This window comes from Megasphaera sp. UBA4233 (assembly GCF_002395615.1).
Lineage (GTDB): Bacteria > Bacillota > Negativicutes > Veillonellales > Megasphaeraceae > Megasphaera > Megasphaera hexanoica.
This window is the reverse complement of the sequence record NZ_DGXL01000020.1, coordinates 149,346-168,945: the sequence shown is the minus strand read 5'-3', so window position 1 is coordinate 168,945 and position 19,600 is coordinate 149,346. Positions and strand designations below refer to the sequence as shown.

General features: G+C 50.7%; 19 protein-coding genes and 1 riboswitch. Of the genes, 1 reads left to right on the top strand and 18 read right to left on the bottom strand.

The window, feature by feature from the left end:
* Positions 1-22 precede the first annotated feature (22 nt).
* From rodA to hslO, 11 genes are all read right to left on the bottom strand, one after another.
* Positions 23-1,123 carry a rod shape-determining protein RodA gene (rodA, locus tag B2U90_RS06930; RefSeq protein ID WP_059075899.1) on the bottom strand — a complete coding sequence of 367 codons (1,101 nt, stop codon included), beginning with the start codon at positions 1,121-1,123 and terminating at the stop codon, positions 23-25.
* Positions 1,124-1,135: 12 nt separating this feature from the next.
* A complete protein-coding gene (locus B2U90_RS06925; protein ID WP_292017464.1) occupies positions 1,136-2,209 on the bottom strand; it encodes an AAA family ATPase in 1,074 nt (357 codons plus the stop codon).
* Positions 2,210-2,230: 21 nt separating this feature from the next.
* Positions 2,231-4,066: a penicillin-binding protein 2 gene (gene mrdA / locus B2U90_RS06920; protein ID WP_059075898.1), complete on the bottom strand. Its 1,836-nt coding sequence runs from the start codon at positions 4,064-4,066 to the stop codon at positions 2,231-2,233.
* 28 nt (positions 4,067-4,094) lie between these two features.
* Positions 4,095-4,601, bottom strand: coding sequence for a rod shape-determining protein MreD (gene mreD / locus B2U90_RS06915; protein ID WP_059075897.1), 507 nt, complete (start codon positions 4,599-4,601; stop codon positions 4,095-4,097).
* The gene (gene mreC, locus B2U90_RS06910) at positions 4,598-5,518 is read right to left on the bottom strand and encodes a rod shape-determining protein MreC (RefSeq protein WP_075581104.1); all 921 of its coding nucleotides are present in this window, start codon (positions 5,516-5,518) and stop codon (positions 4,598-4,600) included. The genes mreD and mreC overlap by 4 nt, the downstream gene beginning before the upstream one ends.
* A 2-nt stretch (positions 5,519-5,520) precedes the next feature.
* A complete protein-coding gene (locus B2U90_RS06905) occupies positions 5,521-6,561 on the bottom strand; it encodes a rod shape-determining protein (protein ID WP_292017463.1) in 1,041 nt (346 codons plus the stop codon).
* 239 nt (positions 6,562-6,800) lie between these two features.
* A complete protein-coding gene (locus B2U90_RS06900) occupies positions 6,801-8,090 on the bottom strand; it encodes an amidohydrolase (protein WP_292017461.1) in 1,290 nt (429 codons plus the stop codon).
* A 16-nt stretch (positions 8,091-8,106) separates the two neighbouring features.
* The gene (locus B2U90_RS06895) at positions 8,107-9,348 is read right to left on the bottom strand and encodes an adenosylhomocysteinase (RefSeq protein WP_059075935.1); all 1,242 of its coding nucleotides are present in this window, start codon (positions 9,346-9,348) and stop codon (positions 8,107-8,109) included.
* Positions 9,349-9,353: 5 nt separating this feature from the next.
* Complete coding sequence (mtnA, locus tag B2U90_RS06890) at positions 9,354-10,412, bottom strand: S-methyl-5-thioribose-1-phosphate isomerase (RefSeq protein ID WP_059075893.1); 1,059 nt, start codon at positions 10,410-10,412, stop codon at positions 9,354-9,356.
* Positions 10,412-11,206 carry an S-methyl-5'-thioadenosine phosphorylase gene (gene mtnP, locus B2U90_RS06885; protein WP_059075892.1) on the bottom strand — a complete coding sequence of 265 codons (795 nt, stop codon included), beginning with the start codon at positions 11,204-11,206 and terminating at the stop codon, positions 10,412-10,414. The genes mtnA and mtnP overlap by 1 nt, the downstream gene beginning before the upstream one ends.
* 6 nt (positions 11,207-11,212) lie before the next feature.
* Entirely contained in the window at positions 11,213-12,094 is an 882-nt protein-coding gene (gene hslO, locus B2U90_RS06880; protein WP_075581107.1) for an Hsp33 family molecular chaperone HslO, read from the bottom strand.
* A gap of 144 nt (positions 12,095-12,238) precedes the next feature.
* Between hslO and B2U90_RS06875 the strand changes: the two genes are divergently transcribed.
* Entirely contained in the window at positions 12,239-12,709 is a 471-nt protein-coding gene (locus B2U90_RS06875) for a DUF6173 family protein (protein ID WP_240937093.1), read from the top strand.
* A 76-nt stretch (positions 12,710-12,785) separates the two neighbouring features.
* Here the strand turns inward: B2U90_RS06875 and ribE are convergent, their stop codons facing one another.
* From ribE to B2U90_RS06840, 7 genes are all read right to left on the bottom strand, one after another.
* Positions 12,786-13,250 carry a 6,7-dimethyl-8-ribityllumazine synthase gene (gene ribE, locus B2U90_RS06870; RefSeq protein WP_059075890.1) on the bottom strand — a complete coding sequence of 155 codons (465 nt, stop codon included), beginning with the start codon at positions 13,248-13,250 and terminating at the stop codon, positions 12,786-12,788.
* A gap of 44 nt (positions 13,251-13,294) precedes the next feature.
* Positions 13,295-13,939 carry a riboflavin synthase gene (locus B2U90_RS06865; RefSeq protein ID WP_059075889.1) on the bottom strand — a complete coding sequence of 215 codons (645 nt, stop codon included), beginning with the start codon at positions 13,937-13,939 and terminating at the stop codon, positions 13,295-13,297.
* The gene (ribD, locus tag B2U90_RS06860) at positions 13,920-15,056 is read right to left on the bottom strand and encodes a bifunctional diaminohydroxyphosphoribosylaminopyrimidine deaminase/5-amino-6-(5-phosphoribosylamino)uracil reductase RibD (protein WP_059075888.1); all 1,137 of its coding nucleotides are present in this window, start codon (positions 15,054-15,056) and stop codon (positions 13,920-13,922) included. The genes B2U90_RS06865 and ribD overlap by 20 nt, the downstream gene beginning before the upstream one ends.
* A gap of 94 nt (positions 15,057-15,150) precedes the next feature.
* Positions 15,151-15,284, bottom strand: a riboswitch (FMN riboswitch).
* 69 nt (positions 15,285-15,353) lie between these two features.
* Positions 15,354-15,998 carry a ribulose-phosphate 3-epimerase gene (rpe, locus tag B2U90_RS06855; protein WP_059075887.1) on the bottom strand — a complete coding sequence of 215 codons (645 nt, stop codon included), beginning with the start codon at positions 15,996-15,998 and terminating at the stop codon, positions 15,354-15,356.
* Positions 15,992-16,858 carry a ribosome small subunit-dependent GTPase A gene (gene rsgA, locus B2U90_RS06850; RefSeq protein WP_059075886.1) on the bottom strand — a complete coding sequence of 289 codons (867 nt, stop codon included), beginning with the start codon at positions 16,856-16,858 and terminating at the stop codon, positions 15,992-15,994. The genes rpe and rsgA overlap by 7 nt, the downstream gene beginning before the upstream one ends.
* A 24-nt stretch (positions 16,859-16,882) precedes the next feature.
* Positions 16,883-18,805, bottom strand: coding sequence for a Stk1 family PASTA domain-containing Ser/Thr kinase (gene pknB, locus B2U90_RS06845; RefSeq protein ID WP_059075885.1), 1,923 nt, complete (start codon positions 18,803-18,805; stop codon positions 16,883-16,885).
* A 35-nt stretch (positions 18,806-18,840) separates the two neighbouring features.
* Positions 18,841-19,551: a Stp1/IreP family PP2C-type Ser/Thr phosphatase gene (locus B2U90_RS06840; protein ID WP_059075884.1), complete on the bottom strand. Its 711-nt coding sequence runs from the start codon at positions 19,549-19,551 to the stop codon at positions 18,841-18,843.
* Positions 19,552-19,600 lie beyond the last annotated feature (49 nt).

The following is a 19,600-nucleotide window of genomic DNA, read 5'->3' as shown; positions in this document are numbered from 1 at the left end:
TCCTATCAGGTGCAGACCGGCATCAGAAAATCATCGTCTGCTGCCGCATGTAAATACTCATCAACAGGCCCATAGCCAGCATGTTCGTCGTCAGGGCACTGACACCATAACTCATGAATGGCAGCGGAATCCCCGTGACAGGCATGATACCGCAGGTCATACCTACATTGACCAGTATCTGAAAGGCCCACATGGAAACAATCCCCGTTGCCAGAAGCATGCCAAAGGGGTCTTTGCACTCTTTAGCCGTGACAAGTCCCCGGTAGACGAGCAGGAAATATAAGAATAAAATGACGATACAGCCCATAAAGCCCAGTTCTTCCCCAATGACTGAAAAGATAAAGTCCGTGTGGTTTTCCGGCAGGAAATTCAGCTGGCTCTGGGTCCCCTGAAAGAGGCCTTTGCCAAATAATTCACCGGAACCAATGGCGATTTTGGACTGGATGATATGATATCCGGCACCAAACGGATCGGCATTGGGATCGAGGAAGACGAGAATACGGGACTTCTGGTAATCTTTCATGAAATGCCATCCTATCGGCGCCAGAACGACGCCGGCGGCAAAGATATTCCGCAGCAGGGACATTTTGACATTGGAAACAAAGAGCATGCCAAAAGTAATAGCCAGAAATACCAGGCTGGTCCCCAGGTCTGGCTGTTTCAGTACCAGCAGGAAGGGAATCCCGACAAACAGACCGATAGGAAGCAGGCTTTTAAAAGAATTCAGTTTATCCACTTTATTGGATAACAAGGCTGCCGTGCAGATGATCATAATCAGCTTGGAAAATTCCGACGGCTGGATGGTAATCGGGCCGACCTGGATCCAGCGCTGCGCCCCCAGGGCCGATGTACCGACGAACATGACCGCCAGCAGGATGAGCAGATTCAGCACATAGAGAGGCTTGGCAAAAAGCTTCAGCCGTGTGTAATCAAAGCGGCTGAAAAACAGGACTATCAGGAGATTCAGCACGAATGCCCCGCCCTGCTTGGCCACGAAATCGTAATTGATGACCCCTTTGTTTATGTGAGTTGCACTGCCAATGATACACAGACTGCAGCAGACAATCAGGATTGTCGAAAATAACATGACTTTATCTAAATTTTTCCATTCTCTTTTAAACATTCTTACTGACTCCTATCGGCGGTACTGACGCCACATGCGGGACTGGCTGCGCCGCTGCTTCAATGATATGCGCATCGGGGAAGGAACAGGCTGATTCTCGTCACTGATCGTCTCTATCCCGGGACCGCCGTTTTCAGAAGCCCCATCCTCCTGTTCCTGTGGGACTGTTTCCAGTCCACCCGCCATGTTTCTGCACCCGGGGATAACGTGGGCCGCGGCCTTTGCCAGTTCTTCCACTGCGCCGGCAGGAATAGCTTCGTCCACGCCTGTGCTCTCACCGCATATTGCAATTTCTCCTGTCTTCCCTTCCCCTGCTGCAGGCATTGCCTTTTCTTCATGAGGCAGGCCGGCTATGAGCTCCGCGACAGGGACAGGTTCGTTTTCCGTAAGATAGGCTGTGGTCCGCTCCATGGCCTGGTAAAAAGGAAGGCCTTCATCCATATGGATCATATCCCCTTCCTGGGCCAGCCGGTTGATTGCACGATCATGGGGAAGGATACCGGCAACATGCTCTGCCGGCAATGATTCCAATGCTTCATCAGCAGAGACAAAACCATCGGAATGGCCGTAAAAATTATTGAGCAGCGCCGCATAATGGAACTGTTTATGCTTATTACAGAACTGCATGACCCGGGATGCATCACGGATGGAAGACCAGGACGGTTCGACGACAAAGAGGATTTTGTCGGCGATCGCTACGGCATATTTGTAAGCTTTCCCGCGCCCTGGCGGACAATCAATGAGGATATAGTCATAATCCGGAGCCAGTGACTCCAATGTATATTGAAAGGTCGGGGCATCTACTTTTTCCCATGTATGTTTCTGACTGGCCGCCAGGAAATCAAGGTGCGGCATGACCGGTATAATAGCGTCTTCTGCTTTGCAGCGCTGCTTCATGACATCGACGGCATCATACAGGACCTCATCCTGTACGCCAAAAAGCAAATCGAGGTCACGCAGACCCATATCAGCATCGGCTGCCAGCACCGTATATCCCTTTTTGGCTAATGAGACAGCCAGAGCGGCCGTGACCAGAGTCTTGCCGACGCCGCCTTTACCTGAGGCAACAGCGATTATATAGGACATGGGAAATAGCTCCTTTCTCTATCAATTCTTTTTATCTTTCCCATCATGAGCAGGGCTCTTGCCATCAGCATAAGCGCCTACCTGGAAAAATTCTTCCAGCATGCTCTTGGCGACCGGGCCGGAAGCCAGGGCACCAAAACCGCCTTGTTCCGTCAGGACGGCTATGACGATGCGGGGATGATCAAAGGGGGCATAGGCGACAAACCAGGCATGATCGGCACCGCCAAAATTTTCTGCCGTCCCGGTCTTGCCGGCTACCTGGATAGGGAATCCGGCAAACAAGGAACCGGCTGTCCCCGATTCTTCCGCAACGTTGCGCATCCCTTCCCGGACCAGGTCCAGGGTGGATTTGGAAACAGGCAGCGTTCCCACCTGTTCAGGTGCAAAAATCTTATAGGGCGTGCCATCGAGATTGTCGATGCGGCTGACCAGGAATGGTTTGTACTGGATGCCGCCATTGGCGACTTCACTGACGATCATGGCAGCCTGCAGGGGGGTAACCAGCTGGAACCCCTGTCCGATTGCCGAGTTGAATGTATCGCCGAGATACCAGTCCTGATTGAAATTCTTCTTCTTATATTCTTCACTGGCAACCAGCCCTGTCGCTTCACCGCGCAGGGCAATACCCGTTTTTTTACCCATGCCGAACATGCGGGCATATTCGGCCAGTTTATCGATGCCGACACGACGCCCTAATTCATAGAAATAGACGTTATCCGATTTGGCCAGTGCTTCCGTAAAATTCAGCCAGCCCAGCGCTTCGCCGCCGGCGTTGCGCATATCGACCAGCCAGTGACGGCCACTATCGAAAATCAATTCATCAGGCGTGACCTTCTTCAATTCCAGAGCGGCCGTACCGGTAATCAGTTTGAAGGTTGAACCGGGAGGATATTCGCCGGCGATGACACGGTTTTCCATGGGATGAGCCGGATTATTATTGATCTGGGCCCATTCCTTTTCTGTAATTCCCCGGGTAAACCAGTTCGGATTATAGGAGGGACGGCTGGCCATAGCCAGGACAGCTCCCGTATTGGGGTCGATAGCCACGGCGGCAATCCCATGCGTACCGATACCGTTGGCAACCTGCCGGTCCAGGGCATCTTCTGTTGCTTTCTGTAAATTGAGATCAATAGTCAGATGAAAATTATGCCCCGGTACAGGGTTTTTGCGTTCCATTTCTTTGACCGGCGTACCGCTGGCATCGACCTCGACCTGACGGCCGCCATCCTTGCCGCGCAGCAGGTCATCATAGTACGCTTCCAGACCGGCCCGGCCAATCTGGGTGATGCTGGAAACGCCTTCCTGTCCCTTGAGCCGTTTCATATCTTCTTCGTCGATCTGCCCGACATAGCCGAATACCTGCGCCGCCATGGAATTGTACGGATAATAGCGGATTGGCTGGACATCGACAGATACGCCCGGCAGGTCATTGCGCCGTTCTTCCACCCGGGTGACGATATCCTGTGTCAGGTCCTGGGCCAGGATTGTCGGTTCAAAGGAGTTTTTCCCCTTGGCAATCTTTTCCTGCAGCTTATCTTTGGGAACATTGAGCAGTTTGGACAGAGAATCCAGTTCAGCGTCCGATATTCCCTTTTTTGTCGGGACGTAAGTAACCATGAAACTGGGTCGGGAACCGACAAGGATCTGACCATTGCGGTCATACATGACACCACGCATGGCGGCTATGGGGATAGCCCGCAGGCGGTTGCCGTCTGCTAGTCCATGATAATAGCTGCCTTCAAACAACTGCAGGTACACTAGTCGGCAGATCAGGGCCGCAAAGATAAAAATGACAATCCAGTACAGATAGCGGAACCGCCCGTCCTGGTTCTTTTTTTTCATTAAAGCTTCTAGCATGTATTACACTCCTCGTGCTTCAGGCCTGTCAGCGGAAATCGGCAAAACTATAATACATTTCCTTACGGCGCAGCTTCCAGACCAGATGGTTCACCGGCAGCGCCAGGATTCCGTGATAGATAAGCATGGGCACACTGAATTCAACAAGATATGCGATGATATTGATATACTGCCCGGAAACGAGCAGGACAAGGCAGGTCAGGACCAGGTCCAGGAAAGTCGCTGCCAGCACAACCAGCAAGGTAAGCAGCCATTGTTCTTCTTCTATGTACTGGCCGATGTAGCTGGCTATGCAGGCGATGATCAGATACGGCAGCAAGTGGATGCCAAAGAAATTGCCAAGGACGACATCCTGGGCAAATCCGCCTAAGAGCGCCGTATAGATTGCCACTTTTTTTCCGTGATGGAGCGACATGAGCACCACAAATAGAAAAATCAGATTGGGCTGGGTCACGCCGCCGAAAAGGAAGGGAAGCACCGATCCCTGCAGTATGAATACGACGAAGGCCGTAACCAGACAGGCTAATTTTCTCATAGCGTAGCAGCTCCTTTGACTCCTTCTACTTTATCGCGTTGTGTCTGCGGCACGAGCTTCGGTGAAACATCGGGTTTTTCATAAGAGGAATTGTCTGTCGAATGAGTAATGACAAACACCTCTTCCAGTTTCGAAAAATCGACGCCGGGACGGATGACGGCATATTTGACGAAATCATTGTCATCCTGGTGAATGGACACGATGGTGCCAATATACAATCCCTTTGGATAAATGGATCCGAAACCGGACGTTACGAGCGTATCGCCTTCGAGAATGTCAGCGTCTTTGGCAATATTGACAAACTGTGGTTCTGTCGGGACGTTGCCATTCCCGCGGACTACGGATGAAACGCGGGATTCCGGGCGCTGTACAATAGCCCCGATGCTCGTTCTGGGATCAGTCAGGAGCTGTACCCGCGACGAATGGGGATACACGTCGCTGATGAATCCTACGACGCCAGCCGGGGTCACGACGGCCATATTTTCTTCAATGCCGTCTTCACTGCCGATATCGATGACCATCGTATTGCTCCACGTCCCATAATCACGGGAAATGACCGAACCGGCCCGCACATTGAACTGACGGTGGGCAGCTTTAAAATCCAGAAGCTCGCGATACCGCTTATTTTCGGCCAGAATTTCATCATAATCGACGCTGCGTTCCTTTAATTCAGCATTTTCTTTTTCCAGAGATTCCCATTCAATGCGGTTTTTCAGGCTGATATCTACGATGTGGAACGTAGAAGACAGAGTATCCATGATGCGGCTGGCACCATATTCAAACGGCGCCGCCACAATCTGCAGCGGTTTGGTAATAAAAGGCAGGGAATCCCGTTGGCGCCAGGCCCAGCCGACAACAGCTATGATAATGAATAATACGAGTACGACGATGATACTCTTTTTACCGAACGAATACAATGTTAAAATCTCCTTCTGTAAATACGTTCTGCCCCTTCGATGAGAGCACCTAATTTTTCTCTGTCATGGAGAGCCTTGCCGGTTCCGCGGGCGACGGCCAGCTCAGGTTCAGCCGCCAATACTACGGGCACCCCCAGTTCCTGGGAAAAGAGCTGATCCATGCCGAGAAGCATAGAGCCTCCCCCGGTCAGGACGATACCGCGTTCCATAATATCTGCTGCCAGTTCCGGTGGCGTTTCTCTCAGGACATCCTGGGCCAGATCCAGTATCTTGACCAGCGGTTTTCCCATGACCCGGTAGATTTCACTGGATTTGACGCCCACTTCCTGCTGCAGGCCGTCGTCTATGCCACGGCCTGTAAAGTAGTACCCCCGGTCTTCCAGTGGCAGAACGGCCGAGCCATTATGTATCTTCATTTCTTCCAGTGTCGAATCTTCTGTGACAATGGCATACTGCTGACGTATATATTCTTTAATGGCATCATCGAAATCGAGGCTGCCCAGATGAATAGAACGGGACAGGACAATGCCTCCCAGGGAAATAATGGCTATATTCGTCGTTCCTCCGCCGATATCGATGACCATATTCCCCACGGGATCATAGACAGGCAGACCGGCACCGATTGCTGCAGCAGCCGCCGTTTCAATCAGATACGCTTCTTTGGCACCGGCCTGGAAAATAGCTTCCATGACAGCTCTTTTTTCTACATTGGATGCAGCCGCCGGTACACCCACCATGATGCGCAGACGCTGCACACTGCGGACACACTTGCTGAGCAGGTACCCCAGCATGGTGCGCGTCACATTATAATCGGCTATGACGCCGTTTAAAAGGGGCCTGTGGATCTTAACCGTTTCTGGTGACTTGGCAAGCAGCTGTTCTGCTGCATGACCGACGGCAATCGTCTTGCGGTTGCGTTCGTCTGTCGCCAAAATGGACGGTTCCGACATGACAATGCCCCGTCCTTCTACGAATACCTGTGTCGTACAGGTTCCCAAATCTATCCCAATATTTTTCGTTAATGGTGAAAACATCGACCCCATGTCATTTCCTTTCGCTGCACACCTTACCGGTATGTATTATATTTCATTGCTACAGTCATCCATATATTTTATCACAAACCCTGCTTATGAACCAGTGTCATACAGAAAAAAGCGGCCGGGAATTTTCCGGGCCGCTCACTTTTCCTGTCTCCGTTGCGAAGATACATCCGATAATCCGCAACGAAGCCATATATCCTGAAACACCCTGCAGTCACAGCTGCAGAATGTCCTTTACAGTATTACAAGGAAGCAAATAGTTTAATTTTTGTCCGTTCTGCCTCGGATTTGACTTTTTCAATATCAATAGTCGTAAATTCTTTGTTCCGCAACAAAACTTTGCCATTGACCAGGACCGTATCGACATCCATGCTGTTAGCCGCATATGCCAGAAGCGACAGCATATCATGACGCGGATACCAGTGAAGGCCGCTGCGGTCTATGAGGGTAATATCAGCCTTATACCCCGTTTCCAGCCGGCCTATATCACGATAGCCCAGTGCTCTCGCTCCACCTTCGGTTAGCATCTGGACAGCTGTTTCCGCAGGAATGACCAGTGGATTCAGCGTATTGGCCTTATGTACCAGTACAGCCAGACGCATTTCTTCCATAATATCCAGATTATTATTGCTTGAGGCGCCATCGGTCCCGAGACCGACGACAATGCCTTTATCCAGCATCTTGTGAATCGGGGCAAAACCACTGGCCAGTTTCAAGTTGCTGCCCGGATTATGGGCAACACGGACGTGCTTCCTGGCCATGATATCCAAGTCATCATCGTCCACCCAGACACAATGAGCCGCCAGGCATCCCGTATCGAACAACCCCAGTTCGTCAAACCAGGCAATAGGCGATTTGCCGTACTGCTTTTTGATATTTTCCACTTCCCCTTTCGTTTCTGAAAGGTGGGTGTGGATTTCTGCTCCCAGTTCATGGGCCAGATCAACGACCCGGTGCAGATAGTCCCGCGTGTTGGTGTATGGCGCATGAGGGCCGAGCATGACCGTGATGCGGCCATCTCCTTTTTTATGCCAGTCCAGGAATAATTGTTTACTTTCTTTAAGCGCCGTTTCCGAGCTGGGCGTGATGCCCGTCATCCCCCGGGACAGGCAGGCCCGGATGCCCGATTCTTCAACGGCCCGGGCCGTATCGTCCATGAAGAAATACATATCGGCAAAACTCGTCGTGCCACAGCGGATCATTTCGGCAATCCCCAGCATGGTCTGAGCATAGACGACATCGCCGTCGAGGTGGTCTTCAGCTGGCCATATTTTATGTTGCAGCCAGTCCATGAGATCCATGTCGTCGGCATAGCTGCGGAACACCGTCATGGCAATATGATTATGAGCATTGACAAATCCTGGCAGAGCCAGCATATTGTGACCATCGATTACTTCGTCATAGGCACAGAATAATACGTCTTTATCCTTTGGGAAACCTGTGATTTTGTCATCGGTGATTTCGATGTTCTGGTGTTCGCTGACCGTATGATTCTGATATATGCCGACATTTTTAATCAGTGTCTTTTTCATCCCTGTCACAGCCCCCTTAGTCCAGATTGAGGTATTTCCGCTGTTCTTCCGACAACGTATCGATGGCATATCCCATAGAAGCTAACTTAATCTTGGCAATTTCCGTATCAATTTCATGAGGCAGGACATATACGTGATTTCCCAGTTCGCCATGATGTTCCAGGATATATTTGGCAGCCAGAGCCTGGACGGCAAAGGATAAATCCATGATTTCTGCCGGATGTCCGTCACCGGCAGCCAGGTTGACCAGACGTCCTTCAGCCAGAAGGTTGATAACATGGCCATTGGGAAGTTCATATCCTTCAATATTGTGGCGGGCTTCAAAATGACGTACCGCTAACGCTTCCAGTTCCGGCTTGTTGATTTCTACATCAAAGTGACCGGCATTGGCCAGAACGACACCGTCTTTCATGTTCTTCATATGTTCTCCGCGGATGACATCCTTATCACCCGTGAGGGTAACAAAAATATCCCCGACTTTTGCCGCTTCAGCCATAGGCATAACTTCAAACCCGTCAAAAACGGCTTCAATCGCTTTAATGGGATCGACTTCCGTAACAATGACATGGGCGCCCAGTCCCTTGGCACGCATGGCGCAGCCTTTGCCGCACCAGCCATAGCCGGCGACGACGACGCGCTTGCCGACGACGGTCAGATTGGTCGTGCGCATGATGCCGTCCCACGTAGACTGACCTGTGCCATAACGGTTGTCAAACAAATATTTGCAGTACGAATCGTTAGCCGCAATCATAGGGAATTTTAATGCCCCCGCTTTATCCAGACCGTGGAGGCGGTTGACCCCCGTCGTCGTTTCTTCCGTGCCGCCGAGAAGATGTTCCATCGCATCGGCCCGGGTCGTATGCAGGAGATGTACCTGATCGCCGCCATCATCGATGATGATGTCCGGATGGTGATCCAGAGATTTATTGAGGAAACCGAAATATTCTTCATCCGTCGCACCGTACCAGGCATAGACGGTCAGCCCGTCTTCTACGAGCGCCGCCGCTACATCATCCTGTGTAGACAGGGGATTGCTGCCCGTAACGATGACATTGGCTCCGGCCCGGTGCAATACTTCGGCCAGGTAAGCCGTCTTGGCTTCCAGATGGACACTGACGCATATTGTCTTCCCCTTAAAGGTCTGGTCTTTCTTCAATTGATTGCCAATGGCATTTAATGCCGGCATATGCCGGTCTACCCAGCTGATTTTTTCATGACCACTTTTAGCAAGTGAGATGTCGCGAATAACAGATTCCATAATCATTAACCCTCTTTTCTAAAAAATGTCGCCAGGATAGCGTCATCCGGATGGTGGATGACGCCTTTTTCTGTGATAATACCTGTAATATAGTCATGAGGCGTAACGTCAAAGGCGGGGTTGAACACGTCTACGTCAGGACGTGTCGTCACGATGCCGCCCAGGCGGCGCACTTCATCATGATTCCGTTCTTCTATAGGGATAGCCGCCCCGTCGGGTATGGTCAGATCGAAAGTAGAAGCAGGCGCTGCTACATAAAAAGGAACATTGTGGGCACGGGCCAGGACAGCGACGCCATACGTGCCGATCTTATTGGCCGTATCGCCGTTGGCGGCAATGCGGTCCGCCCCGACGACGACGGCGTCGATTCCCTTTGTCTTCATGACCCAGGCCGCCATGTTATCAGTAATCAGTGTAACCGGGATATGGTCGTCCATGAGTTCGGTCACAGTCAGGCGTGCTCCCTGCAATAATGGTCTCGTTTCATCGGCATAAACCTGGCGGACAAGCCCCTGACTGTGCAGAGTACGGATGACCCCCAGGGCCGTACCGATTCCGGCTGTAGCCAATGCCCCGGCATTGCAATGAGTCAGGATCGTCAATGGCTGCCGGGATTTTCCCAACTCGCCGGCACCGTAACGGCCTATACGACGGTCCATTTCCGCATCATCCCGTTCAATAGTACAAGCACCTTGTTCCAGTAACTCCACCGTTTCTGCCACCGTATGAGAGGACAAAGCCCTTCTCGCCAGATTCATCTGCTGTTGTACGGCCCAGTGGAGATTGACTGCCGTAGGCCTGGCCCCGTCCAGTCCCCTTCCGGCTTCAGCCAGCCGGATTTCAAATTGTGTTTTATCCGGCTCATCGGCTGCAATATCCCGGGCGGCCAGAACCATGGCATAAGCAGCTGCTACCCCGATAGCAGGAGCTCCCCGGACGGCCAGTATGCGGATGGCATCGCGTACTTCCTGCCAGCGGGTACAGCAGAGATATCGTTCTTCTCCCGGCAGCCGCGTCTGATCGAGCAGCTGCAGGGCATGATGTTCCCAGGCTAATGTTTTCATCAGACAGAAAAACCTCCATAATCTTTCAGTGTATGACGGCATGAACAATCGCGGTCATCATACAAATCCACTGCACGCATGACCAATCTGCGCAGGCGTTTTGAATTCTGCACCATTTTTTCGACCACCTCTGCATGGGTCAGCGGAACGGGTGAAATGCCGGCAGCGTAATTGGTGACCATCGAAATCGTCGCATAGCACATTTCTGCTTCCCGGGCCAGGCACACTTCCGGCACGTTGGTCATCCCCACGATATCGCCGCCCAGTTTATCAAACATCTTGATTTCTGCTGGCGTTTCAAACCGCGGTCCTTCCGTACAGACATAGGTCCCTGATGCATGGAGCGGGTAAGACAGTTCCTGGGCTGCCTGTACTACTGTTTCTCTCAGGGACGGACAATACGGCTCGGTCATATCGACGTGAACGACGCCGTTGCTGCCGCCATCAAAAAACGAACCGTGGCGGGAATGACTGGTAAAATCGATAAACTGGTCAGGAAGGACAAAATCATCTGGTTTATAGTCCCTGTTGATGGCCCCGACGGCAGTCGTGGATAAAATCGCCGTAACGCCCAGTTTCTTCAGCCCCAGGATATTGGCCCGATAATTAATGAGATGGGGCGGGATGGAATGGTATTTGCCATGGCGTGCCAGAAAAATGATTTCTTTTCCTTTATACGTTCCCCGCGTGTAACGGATGGTCCCGTAATAATTTTCCATCTGCCCCGACGTCACATGGTCCAGCATTGTCGGGTCACAAAGTCCCGTTCCTCCGATAATAGCAATATGTCCCATACAATATCACGTCTCTTTCTGTTCAAACAGCGCCACCAGTTCATCGTGGCTGATGACATATCTGGCACCGCAGTACTGACAGGTCATCTCCACCTGCGGATCGTTCAATAACTCTTCCTTATCAGCCGGCCGCAATGACATGAGTACGTTTTTTATGCGGTCCCGTGAACACGTGCAACGCCAGGATAACGGCTGGCGATATAATTCCTTATAATGCATGCCACTCAGGATGATACCGGCCAGCTCTTCTCCATCAGGATGGCCGCTGAGATACGATGTAATCGGGCCGATACAGGTAATATTCGCTTCTACCCGTGCCAAATCCTCATCTCTGGCTCCCGGCAGAGCCTGAACCAGGAATCCACCCGATGCCGCAATGGAATAATCTCTGGCTACAAGTACGCCCAGGCTGATCGTCGAAGGGACCTGTTCCGATGTGAGGAGATAATAGGCCAGATCTTCGGCAATTTCCCCCGATACGAGTTCGGCCTGACTGGTATAAGTCATCTTTTCAGGCGTAAAGCGCGTCACCGAAAGCTGCCCATGCTGGCCCACGGCTCCGCTGACATCGAGTTTGCCATTCGCTTTAAGCGGGATATCCAGCTGCGGATGATCGACGTATCCTCTGACATAATGAGAATCAAAACAATCGGCATGGACGGCTCCCAGAGGACCGTCACCATTGAATTTCAGTGATACACCTTCATGATTCTTATAATCTCCCGCAAGAAGGACCGCACCAGTCATAGCCCGCCCCAGGGCAGCAGATGCTACGGGGGACAGATTGTGGCAGGTCCGGGCTTTCTGGGTAATCGTGCGCGTCACGGCGACAGAAACGCGAATCAGTTCGTCTGACGTATAATGTATAATTTTATCTTCCATTTGCATAAGTAACGTATCCTTTCTCCGTAATAAGGTACTTTATATTATACTATTCTGGTACGGAAATTACTAGTCATCTCGTGAAGCAGGAATCGGACCGTACGTTGTCGAATAAAATATATACAGGAGATGCAGAGAGGAGGACTTTATATGACAGAAGAAACGAAAACCGCTGCCAAACCGGTGGAAACCAATCCGGTCCTGAAGCAGACCACAAAGAAAGAAGACGAAGAGACAAAGCTGGTGCTGGTCAATCCTGCCGGGGCTTCTGATGAGGAAGAAGATCCGGAAACTCCTTATCTGGCTTCAGATATGTACAAACGGGTAGTGACGTTAATCAATAAATTCGAGGAAGACCTGCCAGATGATCTGCAGGCTGGCGGCCGTCTCGTATCAGCCGGCAACATCACCTTTTCTATCCAGGATGTCGGCTATTGGGACCCGAACATGATTGTGTTCTACGGAGAACTGGAAGACGGGTCCCGCGTTGAACTGGTCCAGCACTTGTCCCAGCTGAACCTGCTGCTCGTGGCCGTCAAGCGTACCAACCCGGAAGAACCGCGCCGGGTCATCGGTTTTACGACAAGTCCGGAGCCGGATATCGAAGAAGATGACCACTGAGTCCGGCTGGCCAATCATTTCCATAAATAGTTAAAAACGCTGCACACGATGGATAGTCGTGTGCAGCGTTTTACTCTTATAATTCTTTAATAAGATTGACCATTTCAATAGCGCTGGTTGCCACGTCAAAGCCTTTATTACCAGCTTTTGTACCGGCCCGTTCGATGGCCTGTTCGATATTTTCCGTCGTAATGACGCCGAACAGGACAGGGACGCCCGTCTTGAGGCTGGCCTGGGCAATCCCTTTGGCAGCTTCGTTGCATACCAGATCATAATGGCTGGTGGCTCCGCGGATAACGGCTCCCAGGCAGATGACGGCATCGTATTTGCCCGATTCAGCCATTTTCTGGGCTATGAGGGGAATTTCAAAAGAACCGGGAACCCAGGCTGTCGTAATGTCATCATCGGATACACCATGACGTTTCAGCGCATCATAGGCCCCGCCGAGAAGACGGCTGCAGATGAATTCATTAAAACGAGCGACGACAATACCCACTTTAATACCAGAACCGATTAATTTACCTTCTTTTACTTGTACCATTTGTACCACTCTCCTAATATGTATGTAATATTCTATTTAGCGGATTAAAATCCATTTTCCAACAACATTTCCATCGTAACGCCTTTCGGGCTTTCTACGGGGCCTGTTTCCATAAAGCGATGAATGTATTTGCCGACGATATCCGTTTCCAGATTGACAATAGCACCGGGATGTTTACCCATCAGTGTCGTATGACTCATTGTATGGGGAATGATGGATACGGAAAACTGGCTGCTTCCGGCAGAAACGACAGTCAGGCTGATTCCATCAATGGTAATGGAACCTTTTTCTACGATAAAGGGCGCCATGTCCTTAGGAATGGAAATGGTGATAACCCGGGCAATCCCGTCGTTTTCTATACGCGACACATGGCCCGTTCCATCGATATGGCCGCTGACGATATGACCTCCCAGGCGGCCGCCGACCTGCATCGCCCGTTCCAGATTGACAGGAGAACCGGTACGCAGTTCACAGAAGGACGTCCGCCGCATCGTTTCGTGCATGACATCCGCCGTAAACGAAGTATCGTTCAGGGATGTCACAGTCAGGCAGACACCATTGACGGCAATGCTGTCGCCGATGCGTGTACCTTCCAGCACCGTGTGGGCTTCTATCGTAAGGACGATGGAGTCAGTGCGGCGGTCCATGGCACGGATTATCCCCAATTCCTCAATGATGCCAGTGAACATAGGCACCCTCCCTTTCTGTATTATAAGCTGTAATCAATATATTAGTATCTAACATTTTGACACTGTCATAGGAAAGAGGCATGCATTCAGCCAGATCGTCAACACCTTTCCCACCGACAGAGGGGAGCGACTGCGAACCGCCAATAACCTTATTTCCAACAAAAGCATATATCTTATCGACCAGTTTGTAATCAAAAAAACTCCCCTGTACGGTGCTGCCGCCTTCTACGAGAATACTGCGTATGCCCTCTTTCCACAACAGATTCACTGCCTGTACCAGGTCAATATGTCCTTCTCCTGTCAGCGGGGCCAGAATAACGCGGACGCCCAGTTCTTTCAGGCGGCGCATTTTATCTGTATGACACAATGTCGTCGTGACAACGATCGTATCGGTAGTCTTATCCGTTATGACCAGTGCCGTTTCCGGTATACGGCCGTGAGTATCCAGGACAATGCGCACGGGCTGGTGAGGCGCCTCCTGCTCTTTACGCTGTATGCGGCAGGTCAAAAGAGGATTGTCCGCCAGGATGGTATTAATGCCTACCAGGATTCCATCATAGATAGAGCGCAGATAATGGCCCTCCCGCCGCGCTTCTTCATTGGTAATCCACTGGGATTTACCTGTCCGCGAAGCAATACGGCCATCCAGGCTCTGGGCCAGTTTGGATGCAATAAATGGCTTTTCAACCATCATATTCTTGATAAATACTTCATTGAGCTGGGCGGCTTCGCGGGAAAGAAGTCCTACCTCCACGGGAATACCGGCCTGCCGTAAAATCGCAGCACCTTTTCCGGCGACGAGCGGATTGGGATCCAGCATGGCCATGACGACCTTTCCCACCTTTCTTTCTACCAGCGTCCGGGCGCAGGGAGGCGTCCGTCCATAATGAGCACACGGTTCCAACGTGACGTACACCGTAGCTCCTTCAGCCTGATCTCCCGCTTCCCGCAGTGCCCATACTTCTGCGTGAGGTGTACCGGCCTTGTGGTGATAGCCCCGTCCTACGATTTTACCGTCTTTGACAATCACACAGCCTACAGCCGGGTTTGGGGATGTATACCCCAGTGCCAGTCTGGCCAGAGACAGGGCTTCCTGCATATATTCTATCGGTTCCAAGATTGTCCTTCCTTTCCTGTCACAGAAACAAAAAAGGCCATCGGTACACATACATACCAATAGCCTTTTTGAGCACACTAAATAAACACGTCCGTGCTGTCTTTTCCCATCCAGACTATACTGTCGGTACCGAAATCCCATCGGTTCAGCTCCCATAAGGAGTTAGCGGACTCTACCGCCGGTCAGGAATTGAAAGCGTCGCTTTCTCACCTTGCCCCAAAGACTATTTCTATTCAGTTCTTTCATACAAAAGACATTTTACCATAATAAAATGCGAAATACAAGCACTGCCTGCGTTCAGCGCAGGGCCGCAATAGCTGCCGCCCGGTCTTTGGCACCAAAGACAGCGCTGCCGGCTACGAGGAAATCAGCCCCCGCTTCCCTGACAGCCTGAACGGTCTTGCTATTGACACCACCATCGACTTCAATGACGGCTGTCGTATTGCCGCTCTTCGTCAGGAGCGATCGGGCCGCCCGGATTTTATCCAGCGTATACGGGATAAATTTCTGCCCGCCAAAACCGGGATTGACACTCATGATAAGGATCATATCGACCATTCCGGCCACGCATTCCAGCGAAGAGACGGGGGTCGCCGGATTGAGTGCTGCACCGGCCTTCATACCGGCTTCGTGAATCTGCTGGATGACCCGGTCCAGATGGATACAGGCTTCCTGATGGACCGTAACATACGTGACGCCCGCTTTCTTCAGGCCATCAATATACGTTTCCGGATGTTCTACCATGAGATGGGCATCAAAGGGCGTCGACGTATACTTGCGCAGGCTGGAAATCACGGGGACACCGAAGGTCAGGTTGGGCACAAAATGCCCATCCATCAAATCGAGATGAATATAATCGGCGCCGCCTTTTTCAACGTCTTTGACTTCATCGGCCAGGCGGGCAAAATCGGCAGATAAAATGGACGGACAAATAGCTACCATGCAAATCGTTTCCTTTCCAGAATGGACTCTAAAATCTTGCAATACGTTTCATATCGTTCTTTTCTTATCTTTCCCTCTGCTACGGCATGTTTGACGCAGCAATCTGGTTCATGATAATGGAGGCATGAATTGAATCGGCAGGTACCGGTGTATGGCATCATATCGGGGAACAGCTGTATCAGCTCCCGGGGTTCCAGATTTTCAAATTCCAGAGAACTGAATCCCGGCGTATCGACGACATACGTATGGTCATCCATGCAGAGTATCTCTGAGTGACGTGTCGTATGGCGGCCCCGCTTGATCTTTTCACTTACCTGACCGACAGACAAATCCCGTCCCAGGATCCGCGATAACAGGCTGGATTTCCCTACACCGGACGGGCCGCCAAAAGCCGTTATCTTCTGGGGCAGGAGCCGGAGAAGCGCGTCGATACCTTCCCCTGTCCGGGCCGATACGAGGTACACGTCGTACCCGCAGTCCTGATAAAAAGACTGATACTGTTCTGCCTTTTCCCGGTCCAAATCGCACTTATTAAAGCAGAGCTTGGGATGGATGCCGGCGTACTCACACGTCATGAGCATCTTATCCACCAGGAACTGGTTCGGATCCGGTGACTGGGCTGCCATGATGATGAACATCTGGTCTATATTGGCCACAGCCGGGCGCCGGAGCGCATTAGACCGCGGCAGGACGGCTTCGATGACCCCTTTGTGGTCATCGACCATAGTCAGAGACAGCCGGTCTCCTACGAGTATCTTCGCTTTCAGCTTCCCTCTGCGCCGGCATTCCACCAATTCCTGGTCTCCTGTATCGACGTAATAAAAACCATTGTAATTTTTGATGACCCGGCCTGTTGTCATAATCCTCCTCTGCCCTGTGGCGCTTTAAATGTACTGGTCCTGAACCAGTGAATTATTGATATATACCTTAACTCTCGTCCGGCCTGTACCGCTGACGCTCTTACTGATGCTATCCCCGCCAGACTGGTTCCGGTCATAGACGACACGGGATCCGTTGTCATCACTGACGACAATCTGGACATGCTGACTGGAAGCACCGGATGGAACGCTGATATTGACCATGCCCGTATGAGTCGTTCCGGCCTGTTCCTGATTGTTGGCATTGGGATCAGCTGCCGGTGCCGCCGACGGATATTCGACAGACAAATCGACAGAATCCCCCTGCTGGGACTGACTGGTGACTTTAGCCTGGCTCTGGTCCTTCGAGCTGTCGAGATTAGAAATATTACCTACATTATAACCGGCATCCTGCAAGGCTTTGATGGCCGCATCGAGACTCATGCCAGACGTATCGGGCAGTGCCTTGGACGGTTTTGTTTCATCACTGTTCTTGCGGCAGATCACGAGGTTGATTTTCGTTCCCTTTTCTACTTTATCAGGTGATTTGGGATTCTGGCTGATGATATGGCCGTTTTCGACAGAATCACTGGATTCATACTTGACCTTGCCGATGGAAAGACCGATTTCTTTCAGAATCTTTTCTGCCTCATCCATCGTCAGCCCTTTCAGGTCCGGAATCAGGACTTCTTCTCCCTTATTGCCCTTGCTGACCGTCAGATGGATTGTCCGCTGGGCTTTGACGACAGCACCGCCTGACGGCGTCTGGCTGATGACCTCACCAATCGGCACATCTGAACTTTCGACTTCCTTGACAGACACATCGAGATTTTTCTTCTTCAATATATTCTTGGCAATTTCTACCTGTTTCCCTGTCACATCAGGAACGGTGATATTTTCTGTACTCCAGAAATTACCGAAGGAGAAAAAGGCCCAGGCGAAAGTCGCTACAAATACAATCATCATTCCAATGACGATAGATTTTTTGGAATGATTGCTGATAGAATCGACGAACCGGGCAAAAAAGCCTTTTCTTTTGGGTTCCTGCCGGTCCTTCATCGGCTGTATTTTCTGCGTATTGAAATTGTTTTTAATAATAGGCGGTGCGCCTTTGGCTTTATTCGTATTGACAAATCCCTGGGCCATGCGCAGTTCCGACATCATTTCCGTTACGGACTGAAACCGGTCGTCAGGATTTTTGGCCATGGCCTTCAGAATGCATCGTTCTACCAGCTGGGGAATCCGGCGGTTGTATTTACTTGGCAGCGGGATATCATCCTGCACATGCTGCAGAGCCACACTGATTGCCGTGTCTCCTTCAAAAGGAACGACACCGGTCATCATTTCATACATGACGACGCCAAGAGAATAAATATCCGTCCGTTCATCGATTTTTCCACCACTGGCCTGTTCAGGTGAAAAATAATGGACCGATCCCAGAACCGAGTTATCCCCTTTGTTGGTCGCACTGGAATTAATCGCTCTGGCAATGCCAAAATCGGCCACTTTGATTCGTCCCGTTTCTGTCACCAGGATATTGTGCGGTTTGATATCACAGTGGACAATTCCGTTCGCATGGGCATGCTCCAATGCTTCACCAATGTCGAAGGTAATCTGGATTGACGTATTGATTGGCAGATGGCCGTGCTTTTCAATATATTCTTTCAGTGTTTCACCGCGCACGTATTCCATGACAATATAATGCGCGTTTTCGTCGTAGCCGACGTCGTATATATTTACAATATTGGGATGGGATAATTTAGCTGCCGCCTGGGCTTCCTGACGGAAGCGCACGACGAAATCATGGTCGCTGGCATATTTGCTATGCAGGACTTTGACCGCAACAATCCGGTCCAGGAGAATATCCTGTGCCTTGTACACGCTGGCCATGCCGCCGCTACCCACTTTTTCCAATATCTTATATCGATTGTCTAAGATATGACCAATCATTTCTGATTTCCACCACTTTCATAGCAGGTATCTGTTCATTCAACGGTTTTAAGTACAGCTGTCACATTATCTTTTGCACCGTTTTCATAAACACGGTCAAATAACGTATTAATGATTTCCCGTTCACTGAGTGCTGTATTTCCCAGTGCCTCGCATAATTCTTCCTGACTGACAAAAGAGGTTAATCCGTCGGAACAAAGGAGCAGGCGGTCCCCATGATGTATCTGGAAAATACCGCTGTCAACTAACAAATTACGGTCAACGCCGACGGCACGGGTAAGGACATGCCGTTTCGGATGATTTTCAGCTTCTTCTTCGGTAATCTTTCCTTTTTCCAACAAGACCTGTACAATCGTATGGTCTTTGGAAATCTGCTGTAATTTATGATCATGGTACAGATAAATCCGGCTGTCGCCGACATGTGCCCAGAAAGCCCGTTCACCCGATAAGGTCACTAACGATACGGTCGTCCCCATTCCTTTCAGTGACGGATCAATCATGGTCTTGCTAAGAATGCAGGAATTAGCATATTGAACGGCTTTTTCCAATTGTACGGGAGCTGTAAATGTGTAATTTTCAAAATAATAGGCAATCGCTTTAACAGCCGTTTTACTGGCTATCTCACCACCTACGTACCCGCCCATGCCATCGGCAACGGCCAATACATCCTGATCAGCACTGATATAGTATGAATCTTCATTCACTTTGCGCACCAGGCCTATTTTAGATTCACCATATGTTCCCAAACTCTCACGTCCTCTCGACGGTGCGTATAGACTATGCTCCTATAATACA

Bases quoted from the DNA above. Each gene is read 5' to 3' on its own strand.
- B2U90_RS06900 (WP_292017461.1), bottom strand. From the start codon at position 8,090: ATGAAAAAGACACTGATTAAAAATGTCGGCATATATCAGAATCATACG.
- B2U90_RS06875 (WP_240937093.1), top strand. From the start codon at position 12,239: ATGACAGAAGAAACGAAAACCGCTGCCAAACCGGTGGAAACCAATCCG.
- rodA (WP_059075899.1), bottom strand. From the start codon at position 1,123: ATGTTTAAAAGAGAATGGAAAAATTTAGATAAAGTCATGTTATTTTCG.
- B2U90_RS06905 (WP_292017463.1), bottom strand. From the start codon at position 6,561: ATGGGGTCGATGTTTTCACCATTAACGAAAAATATTGGGATAGATTTG.
- pknB (WP_059075885.1), bottom strand. From the start codon at position 18,805: ATGATTGGTCATATCTTAGACAATCGATATAAGATATTGGAAAAAGTG.
- rpe (WP_059075887.1), bottom strand. From the start codon at position 15,998: ATGGTAGCTATTTGTCCGTCCATTTTATCTGCCGATTTTGCCCGCCTG.
- mrdA (WP_059075898.1), bottom strand. From the start codon at position 4,066: ATGCTAGAAGCTTTAATGAAAAAAAAGAACCAGGACGGGCGGTTCCGC.
- hslO (WP_075581107.1), bottom strand. From the start codon at position 12,094: ATGCAAATGGAAGATAAAATTATACATTATACGTCAGACGAACTGATT.
- mreD (WP_059075897.1), bottom strand. From the start codon at position 4,601: ATGAGAAAATTAGCCTGTCTGGTTACGGCCTTCGTCGTATTCATACTG.
- B2U90_RS06895 (WP_059075935.1), bottom strand. From the start codon at position 9,348: ATGGAATCTGTTATTCGCGACATCTCACTTGCTAAAAGTGGTCATGAA.
- B2U90_RS06865 (WP_059075889.1), bottom strand. From the start codon at position 13,939: ATGTTCACTGGCATCATTGAGGAATTGGGGATAATCCGTGCCATGGAC.
- rsgA (WP_059075886.1), bottom strand. From the start codon at position 16,858: ATGACAACAGGCCGGGTCATCAAAAATTACAATGGTTTTTATTACGTC.
- ribE (WP_059075890.1), bottom strand. From the start codon at position 13,250: ATGGTACAAGTAAAAGAAGGTAAATTAATCGGTTCTGGTATTAAAGTG.
- mtnP (WP_059075892.1), bottom strand. From the start codon at position 11,206: ATGGGACATATTGCTATTATCGGAGGAACGGGACTTTGTGACCCGACA.
- B2U90_RS06925 (WP_292017464.1), bottom strand. From the start codon at position 2,209: ATGTCCTATATAATCGCTGTTGCCTCAGGTAAAGGCGGCGTCGGCAAG.
- mtnA (WP_059075893.1), bottom strand. From the start codon at position 10,412: ATGAAAACATTAGCCTGGGAACATCATGCCCTGCAGCTGCTCGATCAG.